The organism is Mesorhizobium sp. ES1-3 (assembly GCF_020164795.1).
Lineage (GTDB): Bacteria > Pseudomonadota > Alphaproteobacteria > Rhizobiales > Rhizobiaceae > Mesorhizobium.
The window spans coordinates 1-13,305 of the sequence record NZ_JAIUGW010000046.1 but is presented as its reverse complement, the minus strand read 5'-3'; the positions used below and the strand labels follow the sequence as shown (position 1 = coordinate 13,305).

Annotated in this window: 11 protein-coding genes; 6 read left to right on the top strand and 5 right to left on the bottom strand. The window is 62.3% G+C overall.

The genetic code is table 11. From position 1 onward, the window contains the following. Positions 1–200: 200 nt before the first annotated feature. Entirely contained in the window at positions 201–1,070 is an 870-nt protein-coding gene (locus tag LB536_RS30395) for a LysR family transcriptional regulator (RefSeq protein ID WP_224598982.1), read from the bottom strand. A gap of 95 nt (positions 1,071–1,165) precedes the next feature. Here LB536_RS30395 and LB536_RS30390 point away from each other — a divergent pair, with 95 nt between their 5' ends. After that, positions 1,166–1,765 (top strand): LysE family translocator, encoded by a 600-nt coding sequence (locus LB536_RS30390; protein WP_224598979.1) that lies wholly within the window; start codon positions 1,166–1,168, stop codon positions 1,763–1,765. 341 nt (positions 1,766–2,106) lie between these two features. Here LB536_RS30390 and LB536_RS30385 read toward each other — a convergent pair whose 3' ends face one another. Further along, positions 2,107–2,901, bottom strand: coding sequence for an SDR family NAD(P)-dependent oxidoreductase (locus tag LB536_RS30385; RefSeq protein WP_224598976.1), 795 nt, complete (start codon positions 2,899–2,901; stop codon positions 2,107–2,109). 273 nt (positions 2,902–3,174) lie between these two features. On the opposite strand from LB536_RS30385, the gene LB536_RS30380 reads away from it, so the two are divergent. Beyond that, complete coding sequence (locus LB536_RS30380) at positions 3,175–3,633, top strand: MarR family winged helix-turn-helix transcriptional regulator (RefSeq protein WP_224598973.1); 459 nt, start codon at positions 3,175–3,177, stop codon at positions 3,631–3,633. Between the two features lie 45 nt (positions 3,634–3,678). On the opposite strand, the gene LB536_RS30375 is transcribed toward LB536_RS30380, so the two are convergent. Beyond that, positions 3,679–4,857, bottom strand: a complete 1,179-nt coding sequence (locus LB536_RS30375; RefSeq protein WP_140759586.1) for an MFS transporter — start codon at positions 4,855–4,857, stop codon at positions 3,679–3,681. Positions 4,858–5,052: 195 nt separating this feature from the next. On the opposite strand from LB536_RS30375, the gene LB536_RS30370 reads away from it, so the two are divergent. The 4 genes from LB536_RS30370 (at position 5,053) to carB (ending at position 11,122) form a co-directional block, all read left to right on the top strand. Beyond that, on the top strand, positions 5,053–5,409 hold the full coding sequence (locus LB536_RS30370) for an ArsR/SmtB family transcription factor (protein ID WP_224598970.1): 357 nt from the start codon (positions 5,053–5,055) through the stop codon (positions 5,407–5,409). Between the two features lie 70 nt (positions 5,410–5,479). After that, a complete protein-coding gene (locus LB536_RS30365; RefSeq protein WP_224598967.1) occupies positions 5,480–6,250 on the top strand; it encodes a metallophosphoesterase family protein in 771 nt (256 codons plus the stop codon). A 151-nt stretch (positions 6,251–6,401) separates the two neighbouring features. Further along, positions 6,402–7,181, top strand: a complete 780-nt coding sequence (locus tag LB536_RS30360) for an SH3 domain-containing protein (protein WP_224598964.1) — start codon at positions 6,402–6,404, stop codon at positions 7,179–7,181. Positions 7,182–7,618: 437 nt separating this feature from the next. Continuing rightward, positions 7,619–11,122, top strand: a complete 3,504-nt coding sequence (gene carB, locus LB536_RS30355) for a carbamoyl-phosphate synthase large subunit (RefSeq protein ID WP_224598962.1) — start codon at positions 7,619–7,621, stop codon at positions 11,120–11,122. An 819-nt stretch (positions 11,123–11,941) separates the two neighbouring features. Here the strand turns inward: carB and LB536_RS30350 are convergent. Together LB536_RS30350 and LB536_RS30345 are read right to left on the bottom strand one after the other, a co-directional pair. Next, positions 11,942–12,646, bottom strand: a complete 705-nt coding sequence (locus LB536_RS30350) for a hypothetical protein (RefSeq protein WP_224598959.1) — start codon at positions 12,644–12,646, stop codon at positions 11,942–11,944. A 162-nt stretch (positions 12,647–12,808) separates the two neighbouring features. Further along, the gene (locus tag LB536_RS30345) at positions 12,809–13,201 is read right to left on the bottom strand and encodes a RidA family protein (protein ID WP_224598955.1); all 393 of its coding nucleotides are present in this window, start codon (positions 13,199–13,201) and stop codon (positions 12,809–12,811) included. Positions 13,202–13,305: the final 104 nt, after the last annotated feature.

Sequence of the window (13,305 nt, the reverse complement as noted above, 5' to 3'; positions counted from 1 at the left end):
GGAGAAAACTGTTACCTATGTATCCGGTTCATTCTGTTACCCATCTATCCGCTGGACACGGCAGGGCAATGAGGGGCAGCGCTGACCTCGCCAATTGGACGAAACGTCTGTGGATATGAAAACGGATCGGGTCGCGCTGCCCCTCATCCGCCTGCCGGCACCTTCTCCCCGTATAGTGACGGGGAGAAGGGGGCGCACCATCAAGCCGCCTGCAATCGCCGCCCCAGCCCTTCACGTATATGCCGTGCGAACTCCTGTGCCGCCGTACCCACGCCATGCCTCGGCAGGTGCAGGTTGATGGCAAAATTCGGCAGGGGCGGCAGGCCGGCGTCGAACGGCAATATGTCGAGATCCGCAGGCACGGTGGACGCCAGCCATGTGGTGACGGCAAGGTCCGAGCGAACCGTCGCCGTGGTCGCGTCGATGTTGCCGTTCTCGAACACGCTGCGCCATTCCAGCCCATGCTCGTTGAGTGCCGACAGCACCACCGGCCGGAAGGCGCAGGTGTCGGCGACGATCGAGACCGGCAATGGCCGCTTGGCGCGAGCCGCCCCACCCCTTGCACCGACCCAGACCAGCCGGTCGATGGCCAGGCATTCGCCTGACGTCGGACCGACCCGCTCCTCGATCACCGCGAGGTCGATGGTTCCCGCCGCGAGTGCCGCCGCCAGTTCCGGCGAGGAGGCGCAGACCAGCGATATCTCGACCTGCGGATACGCCTCGGCATAGGCTTTCAAGACAGGCGCCAGCAAGGTACCGACAAGGTCGTAGGGCACGCCGAGCCGCACCTGGCCGGCGACAGCACTCCCCACCATGTCGGTCCAGATCTCATCATTGAGGCTGAGCAGGCGCCTTGCCTTGTCGAACAGCCGCTCGCCGGAATGGGTCAGGCGCAGACCGCGCCGGTCGCGCTCGAACAGGCTGCAGCCGAGCGTCTCTTCCAGGCGCTTGACCTGCTGGCTGACCGCGCCTTGGGTCAAGTGCAGCGCGTTGGCCGCCGCCGTCATGCTGGCCTTGTCGGCTACGGTGACGAAGGTGCGCAAGAGGCTTGTATCGAGATTGCGGATCATCCCTGCATTATAAATGCTAATGCTGAACATCGCAAACATTGCATTTACTGATGCATGCCCGCGTCTACCATGGAGGCTTCGACAAAGGCCGTCCCATGCTCCAGCCCATTCTGCCGCTCATCCTGTTCGCCTTCGTGGCCACCGCCACGCCTGGCATCGCCACCACCCTGTCGACTGCTTCGGGCGCGCAGTTCGGCTTTCGCCGCTCGGTTCCCTTGATGGTCGGGAGTGCTGCCGGCCTGGCAACGGTGACGGCGGCGGCCGCCGCCGGGCTTGCCGGGCTGCTGCTTGCCATGCCGTCGCTGCAGCTTGCCATGAAGATCGCCGGCTCGCTCTATCTCCTCTGGCTGGCAATCAAGATCGGCCGCGCCGGACCACCCAATCTCGACGTGACCATGGCCAGGCCGAACAGCTTCTTCGGCGGCGCCGGCATCCAATGGATGAACCCGAAGGGCTGGGCGATGGGGCTGGGCGCGGCGGCCTCCTTCGCCGCGCTCGCCGACGGACCAGGCCAACTGGCGCTGCTGCTCGGCTCGACCTTCGGTCTCACCGCCGCCATCTCGCTGTCCGTCTGGTGCGTGGCCGGCATGGTGCTGGCACGGCTGCTCAAGACCGAGTGGCAATGGCGCGCGCTCAACATCGTGCTGGCGCTGGTGCTCGCTGCCTCGATCATTCCGATGTGGCGGTCGCATTAGAAGCGTCGTCCTTGCAGAACCAGGGTTTCTTGCCCCGACACAGCGCTACGGTACGCATGCATTGTCTTGTGCTGCGCTGATCGACCCCCACTCCGTCTCGGCTTCGCCGAGCCACCTCTCCCCCGATCGACGGGGTAGAGGAAAGGCGCCAAGCTTTTTCGCCGTCAACGCTCGTCCATCAACGCCCCCTTCCTTTCCCTCCGGAGGGGGGAAAGGTGGCGCTGCGAAGCAGCGACGGATTGGGGGGACCACGTGGCAATCAAGCCTCAGGCCGATTCAGTCACGCCAGTCACAGAAGATGTGCGTATAGCGTAGCGCCAGAGCGGGGGACAGAGTTGCCCTCAAGCCGCGTAGCGGGCCGCCGGCTTGTCGGCGTGCAGGCTGCCATAGAAGGCTTGCCGAGCGCCGAGGAACGTGTCCAGCTTTCCTGTGTCGGCAAGCGCCGGCACGGTGACGGCTTCGCCCCGCGCCAGGCCGACAAGGGCGGCATCGACCATATCGTCGGCAGTCATGACGATCTCCTTCGGAAGGGTATCGATATCGCCGCCGGAAAGCTCCCAGAAATCGGTCCGGGTCGCGCCCGGCAGCACCACCTGAACCGTCACTCCGGTGCCCGCGACCTCGCGATGCAGAGCTTCGGTGAAGTTGACGACATAGGCCTTGGTGCCGCTGTAGATGCCGCCGAACGAGGTATCGAAGGCCAGCACCGAGGCGATGTTGACGATCCCGCCCCGGTTGCGCGCCAGGAGCCCAGGCAGCACGGCACGCGTCAGCCGGGTCAGCGCCACGACGTTGACCTTGATCATGCGCTCGGCGGCATCCGCGTCGGCGGTTGCCACCACAGCCTGGCCGCCAAGGCCGGCATTGTTGACCAGCAGCGTCACGGTTTCGTCGGCCGATACCGCCTGCTCGACACGGCGCACATCGTCGTCGTCCGATAGATCGGCGCTGATCACGCTGACGTTGCGGCCGTAGGCATGACGCAGCTTTTCGGCCAAGTCCTGCAGCCGGTCGGCGCGGCGCGCAACCAGCACCAGATCATAGCCCTGCCGCGCCAGCCGGTCCGCATAGACGGCCCCGATACCCGATGAAGCGCCGGTGACGACCGCCGTGCCCTTGTTGTCATTCTTGCTCATTGTCACGTTCCTTGTGTTCGTTGCCTTCGGCTCCGGGACATACCGGCAGCCGGGGCTGTTATTCGATTGGTGGCATATGCCACTTTCGGCGAAATAGGTATATGCCACTATCTTGTCAACGGCTGCGGCAAAAACTATTTCTGCGGCAGGCTGGCGCACCTGCCGGAGCAATTCCAGCAAAGTGCTCGGCGGTTTTGCGTCCGGAATTGCGTAAGAAGAGAGAGCATTGGAGGCGATGCCTTTTCGTCGGAAATGCTCCAGCAAGGAGCGACCATGAGTGAAGCTGAAGGATTTAGCCGGTGCAACAATGCCACCTTGCGGCGCACCGCGCGCAGGCTCGGCCGGTTCTACGACGACGCGCTGGCGCCTTCCGGCCTGAAGGGCACGCAGTTTGGCCTGCTCTTCCAGATCAGTGTCGGTAGCGAGCCGGCGATGGGGGCCATTGCCGAGGCGCTGATCATGGACCTTTCGGCACTCGGCCATACGCTGAAGCCTCTGGTTCGCGACGGCTATGTCGAAACCTTCCCCGACAAGGATGATCGCCGCGTCAAGCGCGTGCGGCTGACGCCATCAGGCCAGGCCAAGCTCGACGAGGCGATCAAGCTATGGAGCGTTGCCCAGCGACAATTCGAGGCCATGATCGGCGGCGAGCAGGCCGCGAAACTGCGGGCCACGTTAGATGAAGTGGCTGCGTTGAACCTGGAACTGCCCGCGGCCGCTTCTTCCGGTTGAAAGAAGCGGCCGCTTAAAAAACGACGGTGTGAGCCTCGGAGCCGGTTATTCAGCCGGCATCGCTACTGGTCTGGCGAACACCCGCCCGGCCAGCACGATGCCGAGCCCGATCACCGGGAAGGCCGCGGCGATCAGGCCGAGATCGGCCGGCGCGCCGAAGCGCAGCACCGCCCCGCCGACCACCGCGCCCAGCGCCACGCCGAGATAGAGCGCCGAGGCGTTGAGCGACAGCACGATCGGGGCCGCGTCGGGCGCCAGCTTGATGATGCGGCTGGCCTGCGCCGGCGGGAAGGCCCAGCCGACGATGCCCCACGGCACCATCATGCCCATCAGCGCCGGTCCGGCGAGGTGATGCGGCAGGAAGGTCGGGATCAGCGAGAAGGTGACGAGCATGGCCGCGCTCAGCGCCAGCGACCAGGCGACGGTGCGCGTCGCGCCGAAACGATCGGCTGCCTGGCCGCCGGCAATGTTGCCGATGACGGCGCCGGCGCCGAAGGCGAGCAGCATGCCCGGCAGCGCGATCGGCGACAGCCCGGCGCCTTCGATGGCCAGCGGCGCGATGAAGCTGAACACGGTGAACGCGCCGATGAGGGCAAGCGCCGTCGTCACCAGGATCGGCATCACGCCGGGACGCATGGCCGCCGCCAGCCGGCGCTTCAGCGGCAGCCGGGTGCCAATGATGCCGCGCGGCAGCCGGTACCACAGGATGGCGCCGGCGAGCGCGCCAAGGCCGGCAATGGCGTAGAAAGTGCCGCGCCAGCCGGCGATGGCCGCGACCAGCGCGCCAAGCGGCGCGCCGACAGCGACCGCCACCGTGGTGCCGCCGACGACGACGGCGATCGCACGGGCCCGGTGATGGTCATCGACCAGCGCCACCGCCGTGCCTTGCGCGGTCGCCGCGAACAGGCCCGACGACAGCGCCATGATGATGCGGGCGATCAGAAGCACTTCGAAGGACGAGCTCAGAGCGGCGACGACATTGCCGATGACGAAGAACACCAGCGTCCACAGGATGACGCGGCGCCGGTCCCATTCACCGGTCAGCGTTGCCAGGATCGGCGTGCCGATCGCATAGGCGAGCGCGAAGGCGGTGATCAGCGAGCCGGCGAGCGGCACGGAGATGCCGGCATCCCTGGCGATATCGGGCAGAAGGCTGGAGATGACGAAGCCCTCGGTCGAGATCGCAAACGATCCGAGCGCGAGCCAGAAGATTCTCTTGTCCATGGGAAAGCGTCCTTAGTTCAAAAGTTATTGAACAATTGGACATAACGGGGCATCATGTCAATGAAGCCAGGCAAAAATAGCACAACCATGCTGACAGCCCTGTGTCAGGACGGTCGTGAGAAGGAGAACCAGTGTGTATGGGCCGAGCACGATGGACGCGTTGAAATCGACCCGAACTGTGCTTAGGTTCCAGCCATGAGCTTGCCACACCCCAATACGGACCAGATCAGCCTGCCCATCGTGCTCGGCGTGCTCGGCGATCCGACGCGTCTCGCGATCGTGCGCTATCTCGCCAGCAAGGAAGGCGTGCCGCTGAACTGCAGCCGCTTTCTCGACCTCGCCTCCAAGACCAATCTCAGCTACCACCTCGCCAAGCTGCGCGAGGCCGGTGTCACCCGCGCCGAAGTGGTCGGCACCAACCGCATGATCACGCTGCGCCGCGCCGATCTCGACGCCCGCTTCCCCGGCCTGCTCGACAGCGTCATCGCAGCAGCCGCCGACGACGCCGCCCTGCCGGCGGTCGGCGGTCATGATTTGGAAGTGCCGGCCTGAACCTTTTCCTCTCCCCCGCTTCGCGAGAGAGAGGAAACCAAGTCCTGCCGCCCACCCACGGAACCTCCTCATGCGCATCGCCGTTCTCGCCGATATCCACGGCAACGTTCTCGCCCTCGACGCCGTGCTCGACGATCTCAGGCATCGCGGCGGCGCGGATCTCACCGTCAATCTCGGCGACAGCGTTTCGGGTCCGCTCTGGCCACGCGAAACGATGGAGAGGCTGCAAGCGCTCAACCTGCCGACGGTGCGTGGCAACCATGACCGCCGCGTCGCCGTCGATCCGGCCGACGAGACCATGTGGGCGTCCGACGTCTATGCGCAGGAGCGATTGACGCAAGCGCAGCGCGATACGCTGTTCGCCCAGTCGTTGACCCTTGAGATCGCGCCCGGCGTGATCGCGTTCCATGCCCGCCCCGATCACGATGAAAAATATCTGCTCGACGGCATCGTCGACGGCCAGTTGGTGCGCGCACCGCTGGCCGCGATCCGGCGCCGGCTGAAGGCGCTCGACCCGGCCTGCCGCATTGCGCTCTGCGGCCACAGCCACCGGGCCGAGTTGATCCGTATTCCTGACGGTCCCGTCATCTTCAACCCGGGCAGCATCGGCTGCCCCGCCTATGATGACGACACGCCGCCGGCCCATGTCTCCGAACAGGGCTCGCCGCATGCCCGCTACGGCATCGTCACCTTGGGCGGCGCCGGTCGACAGGATCGCTTCGAGATGATCGCCGTGGACTACGACCACGAAGCGGCGGCACGGCAGGCCGAACAGGCGGGGCGCCCGGAATGGGCGCACGGACTTCGCACCGGCTTCATGCCGGAAGCGGCGCAGCCGTGATCCTGATCCGTAAACTGCACCACCGAGCACCATGGTTTGCCGCCATTATTAGCTTGAATTTCCGACTTACATGGCGGCGCGTCGTCCCTTATAAAACCGGCCGGGCACGCGGCGAGACCGCCGCGGCATGGTGATATCGGCGCACGGCCAAATGATGAGGCGCACAGTTACGCTCCGAAAAAGTTTGCATGCGCTGATTGCCGCTCCGCTGCTGATGGCGGCGTGGCCGGCTGTTGTTCCGGCGCATGCCGAAGAGGCGCCGTTCATCTCCGTGGTCACAGGGCTCGCCCCCGACGATCTGCTCAATGTCCGCGCCAAGCCGTCGGCGATCGGCAAGACCGAGGCCCGCCTGGCTGCCGGTGCGAGCGTCAGAAACCTCGGCTGCAACGACATTGACGGCCATCCCTGGTGCAAGGTCGAGTCTGACAACCCCAAAGCCACCGGCTGGGCCCCCGCGCGCTATCTGGTGCCCGTCAATCCGGCGACGGTGCCCGACCAGGCGGCGGACGCCGAGGCCACGGAAGCCGGCGCGACTTCCGATGCCCCCGACCTGACCGCTCGGCTGGGTGACGCGACCCAACCGGCCAGCCCGGAGACCATGCCGAAATCCGCGGCGGAGATCGCCATGCAGGATGCCTATGGCCTGGCGCTGGCGGCGAATGGAACCCTGCAACTTCCCTGCGCCCGCTATGTTGGACAGCCCATGGCGTCTTGTGCGGCCAGCGTGACGCGCAAGGGCACCGACAAGGCCGACGTGACCGTGACCTGGCCCGATGGCGGCAGCCGCGTCATCTCCTTTGATGCCGGCCTGCCGGCAAGCTCGGACGCCGGCAGCAACTTCCGCTTCACCAGGGAAGGCAACCTCAACATGATCCGCATCGGCGTGTCGGAGCGGTTCGAGATTGTCGATACGGTGGTGCTGGGGGACTGAAGGTCGCGGTGATTGCTGCGCGTGCAGCGATCAGCCAATTACCGACGTCGGCGCTGCCCCTCATCTGCCTGCCGGCATCTTCTCCCCGTATAGCGACGGGGAGAAGAGGCTGAACGAGTGCCGGCCCTCTTCCTGCAATGCTGGCAATTGGCGAAACCATCGGACAGAGCTTCTTTCTCCCCGTCACTATACGGGGAGAAATGCCCGGCAGGGCAATGAGGGGCGGCGCAAACGCCCGGCAAGATAACAATTCAAACCCAACGCGTTTGCCTCGGCCGTGAAGCCCCCGTGTGAACCCTTCATTTTCGGGGTTACATCGGGCAAAACTCTTCCCTATAAGGCCCTCCTAGCCTGATACCAGAATCGCGAGCACAACCGGCCGGGTCCTCCCGTCCCGGTTTTTTGTGCAAGCCCGCTGCCGAACGGAATTCATAGACATGCCAAGACGCACCGACATCAAGTCGATCCTGATCATCGGGGCCGGCCCCATCGTCATCGGCCAGGCCTGCGAGTTCGACTATTCCGGCACCCAGGCTTGCAAGGCGCTGAAGGAAGAGGGCTTTCGCGTCATCCTGGTCAATTCCAACCCGGCCACCATCATGACCGACCCGGAACTGGCCGACGCCACCTATATCGAGCCGATCACGCCCGAAGTGGTGGCCAAGATCATCGCCAAGGAGCGGCCCGACGCGCTGCTGCCGACCATGGGCGGCCAGACCGCGCTCAACACCGCTTTGTCGCTGCGCCGCATGGGCGTGCTCGAGCGCTACAATGTCGAGATGATCGGCGCCGACGCCCATGCCATCGACAAGGCCGAGGACCGCGCGCTGTTTCGCGAGGCGATGAAGACGATCGGGCTGGAAACGCCGAAATCGATGCTGGCCAACGCCACCGACGTCAAGAACGCCGACCGCAAGACGCACGAGGCCGAGCGCGCCGCGCTGAAGGCCGAGAAGCCGGACAACCTCGACGCCGCGCTCGATGCGCTGGAGACCCGCTGGAACCTTGGCGAAGGCGACCGCAAGCAGCGCTACATCAGCCATGGCATGGCGATCGCGGCACAAGCGCTCGACCATGTCGGCCTTCCCGCCATCATCCGCCCCTCCTTCACCATGGGCGGCACCGGCGGCGGCATCGCCTACAACAGGGCCGAATTCTACGACATCGTCCAGTCCGGCCTCGACGCCTCGCCGACCACCGAAGTGCTGATCGAGGAAAGCGTGCTCGGCTGGAAGGAGTATGAGATGGAGGTCGTCCGCGACAGAGCGGACAATTGCATCATCGTCTGCTCGATCGAGAACATCGACCCGATGGGCGTGCACACGGGCGATAGCATCACCGTCGCCCCGGCGCTGACCTTGACCGACAAGGAATACCAGATGATGCGCAACGCCTCGATCGCGGTGCTGCGCGAGATCGGCGTCGAGACCGGCGGCTCGAACGTGCAGTTCGCCGTCAACCCGGCCGATGGCCGCCTCGTCGTCATCGAGATGAACCCGCGCGTCTCGCGCTCATCCGCGCTCGCATCCAAGGCGACCGGCTTCCCCATCGCCAAGATCGCCGCCAAACTCGCCGTCGGCTACACGCTGGACGAGCTGGAGAACGACATCACCGGCGGCGCTACGCCCGCTTCGTTCGAGCCGTCGATCGACTATGTCGTGACCAAGATCCCGCGTTTTGCCTTCGAGAAATTCCCCGGCGCCGAGCCGGTGCTGACGACAGCCATGAAGTCGGTCGGCGAAGTCATGGCCATCGGCCGCACCTTCCAGGAGTCCTTGCAGAAGGCTTTGCGCGGTCTCGAAACCGGCCTCACCGGCCTCGACGAGATCGAGATCCCCGGCCTCGGCCACGGCGCCATGGCGGCCAACCACGCCGACGACCGCAACGCCATCCGCGCCGCCTTGGGCACCCCGACGCCCGACCGGCTGCGCATGGTGGCGCAGGCGATCCGCATGGGCACGTCGCTCGAAGACGTGCACGCCATGTGCAAGATCGACCCGTGGTTCCTCGAACAGATATCAGGCATTCTCGCCATGGAAGCCCGCATCCGCGAGCACGGCATTCCTGGGGACGCCGTCAATCTGCGCATGCTGAAGGCCATGGGCTTCTCCGATGCCCGCCTCGCCTCGCTGACGAAGACCGACGCCGAAGTCGTTCAGAAGATTCGTGAAAAGCTCGACGTTCATCCGGTTTATAAGCGCATCGACACCTGCGCCGCCGAGTTCGCCTCGCCCACCGCCTACATGTACTCGACCTATGAAGTGCCCTTCGCCGGCGCGCTCGCCAGCGAGGCGCAGGTCTCGGCGCGCAAGAAGGTGGTCATCCTCGGTGGCGGGCCGAACCGCATCGGCCAGGGCATCGAGTTCGACTATTGCTGCTGCCACGCGGCGTTTGCGCTGCGCGACGCCGGCTATGAAGCGATCATGATCAACTGCAACCCCGAAACGGTCTCGACCGACTACGACACCTCGGACCGGCTCTATTTCGAGCCGCTGACGGCGGAGGACGTGCTGGAGATTCTGCGCGCCGAGCAGGCCTCGGGCGAGCTGGTCGGCGTCATCGTCCAGTTCGGCGGCCAGACGCCGCTGAAGCTGGCGGATGCGCTGGAGAAGGCCGGCATTCCGATCCTCGGCACCTCGCCCGACATGATCGATCTGGCCGAAGACCGCGACCGCTTCCAGAAGCTCTTGCACAAGCTCAATCTCAGCCAGCCGAAGAACGGCATCGCCTATTCGGTCGAGCAGGCCCGCCTCGTCGCCGGCGAACTCGGCTTCCCCCTGGTGGTGCGCCCCTCCTATGTGCTCGGCGGCCGCGCCATGCAGATCATCCATGACGAGGGCATGCTGCAGAACTATCTGCTCGACACCGTGCCCGGCCTGGTGCCGGAAGACATCAAGCAGAAATACCCCAACGACAAGACCGGCCAGATCAACACGCTCTTGGGCAAGAACCCGCTGCTGTTCGACACCTATCTCTCGGGCGCCATCGAGGTCGATGTCGACTGCCTCTGCGACGGCAAGGAAACCTTCGTGTCGGGCATTCTCGAACACATCGAGGAAGCCGGCATCCATTCGGGCGACTCGGCTTGCTCGCTGCCGGTCCACTCACTGCCTTCGGAATTGGTCGACGAGCTGGAGCGCCAGACGGCGGCCCTTGCCCGCGCGCTCAATGTCGGCGGGCTGATGAACGTGCAATACGCGATCAAGGACGGCACGGTCTATGTGCTGGAGGTCAACCCGCGTGCGTCGCGCACCGTGCCCTTCGTCGCCAAGACCATCGGGCGTCCCATCGCCAAGATCGCCGCCCGCATCATGGCCGGCGAGACGCTGGAAGACGCCTTCGCCCATTACGGCGCCATGCCCGACCCGCGCAATCCCGGCCACATCGCGGTCAAGGAAGCCGTCTTCCCCTTCGCCCGCTTCCCCGGCGTCGACATTTTGCTCGGCCCGGAAATGCGCTCGACCGGCGAAGTCATGGGCCTCGACCGCGATTTCGCGCTGGCCTTCGCCAAGAGCCAGCTCGGCGCCGGTGTCGATCTCCCCCGCTCCGGCACGCTGTTCGTCTCGGTGCGCGACGAGGACAAGAAGGGCATCCTGCCGGCGGTCAAGCGCCTCGCCGGCCTCGGCTTCAAGGTGCTGGCCACCTCGGGCACGCAACGCTTCCTCGCCGAAAACGGCGTGGTGGCCGAGAAAATAAACAAGGTCCTGGAAGGCCGCCCCCACATCGAGGACGCCATCCGCAACCGCCAGGTCCAGATCGTCTTCAACACGACTGACGGCCAGAAGGCGGTGTCGGACTCAAAGTCGCTGCGGCGTGCGACACTGATGCAGAAGGTGCCGTATTACACGACGCTGTCGGGCGCGGCGGCGGTGGCCGAAGCGATCGCGGCGCTGAAGGCGGGGAGTTTGGAGGTTAGGCCGCTGCAGGAGTATTTTGCTTAGGCACTAGAATGCCGGCAGCGTCTTTGTCCCCGTCTCTATCCCGACGGGAGAATGCGTAGATGGACAGAGGAAGAAAACAACCTTTGTGACTAAGATACACTGCAATCAAGGTTTCTTGCGATCGGGAGATGCCGAATCACGCAGCCCCCGCCAACTCCTCCGCAGAATAGGAGCCATCGAGGAGATATAGATCTTGATTCTCGAATCGCCGAAGGCCAGAAATTATATTCTTAGCTGTTTCCAACCTGATATTGTAGGACAATTCCACTTCTCTGCCCTTTCCGACATCAGACGACACATTCTTCCTTCTAAAATCACCAATTGCTTTGTTAACAGCCTTGTCAGAATTAAATCGCAACATCTTCTTCAGATCATTAAAGCTTAACGGTTTCTTGTAGTCTATATATTGATTTTCGTCTATTTGCAGATATTCCTCTCTGCAGTACGCAAACACAATATTCATCCTTCGAACAAAATTTACGCGAAGCGAGTAATTAGACTTATAGTCGACAACCTCTCGAATTTCGTCGACGTGATTAAAGAAAAAAGGAGAATATATCAAGCTTGACATCAATGAAATCGACGATTCCGTGTTTGGTAGTCCGAGCATATGACAAAATAGTCTTGAATAGAAAGAGGTCTGAATTAACAATAGACGATGCGACGCGCATGGCAGCCATAACCGACCGATGGTCATTTCCGTCTCTAAGTATGATGTTTACCAAAAACCTCCTATAGTCATCGATACCCTTAAAAAGTCTTCGAATTCTGAGGAGAATGTCAGTTTTTACTGTAAAATCCTTTACGTCGAAAAATAGCCTAGCAGCCATTAAGCGATCGTGCTCCTGAGAATTCTCCTTTTACAATCCCTATCTTCTTCTGCAAAGAAAAATGCACATCTTTCTTTCTGGCCAGGAGAACGATCTTGGCAGCTCGCCTATTGGAATTTGCTAAAGGACGAATCTTGCACAGCAAGTCACCGGCAAAATAGGTATTTACCAACGGGCCACCGCTTGGCCCCTCTAGCAGCCATAGGCGGTTAGGGCGTGCACTAATCCGATATTCCTTTTTAATATGGTCTTTTTCAAAATTGCTTTCTTGAGCAACTGATCTGGATTCTTCGTGCGAAGCGCTGGCCAAAAATTTCGTGGGATCTAAGTCAAACCCACCCTTAGTCGACGCAGCATTCGAACTTGAGGCCTTGACGGATTCCTTTAACGAATGCATCGCTACTGCATCGACACGTTGATCGCCAAACCGACTTCCAGGTGTGATTTCTACCCCATCAAGATCGAGATAGAGCTCAGCACACTTAAAACCGATCTCTATTTCTTGGCCGCCTATTCCAATGGAGCCAAGGCCAAAACGTAAATCTAAAAAGATCTCCGTCTCTCCAGAAATCGATGCCTCCACAAGTTTTGCATCAATATTTATCTCAGCTAATTCAATAAGCTTGTTGGAAACGGTCCATTGCGGTGTCGGGACTTGCGAGTCGTAGGCTTGATCAGATATTCTATTTTTCATGGTTCGCTGAAATTCCAAGCCACATTTTAATGTTAAGGAAGCATCGGCGAGCCCGGTTATGGCGTATTAAAAAGATAAAAGTTCGAAATTTCAACTGGCACGTCAACCTCCGATGCTCATATCAACTATGTACTTGGCTTATGCGAAAAAGCACGTCCCCTCTCACCCCACCGCCACGCACTCAATCTCGATATCAAACTCCATCGGCCAAGACGCCACAGGCACAAAGCTCCTTGCCGGCGGGTTCACGCTGAAATACCGGGCATACACCCTGTTTATCGCGTTGTAGAAGCCGGAGTTGACGGCGTAGATGCGCACCATCACCACGTTTTCCAACGAGGTTCCGGCGGCTTCCAGGCAGTGTTTCAGTGCCTTCAGCGACGCCTCGGTCTGGACCTCGATGTCGCCGCGCACCATTTCGCCGGTCACCATGTCCACCGGCGGCGTCGCCGAGATGAACACGAAGCCGTTCGCCCTCACCGCCGTCGAACAGGGCAGGCCCAGCGCCCGCACCTTGTCCGACATGACGGGCACTTCGATGATTTCTTTTTTCATGGGTGTCCTCCCTGGGATGGCAAGGTTAGCGCTAGCAGGCTGTTGAAGAAGGATCACGTTTGGCCTTGAGGATAGCCTCGTCACCGTTGTGGTAGGCGAATGTG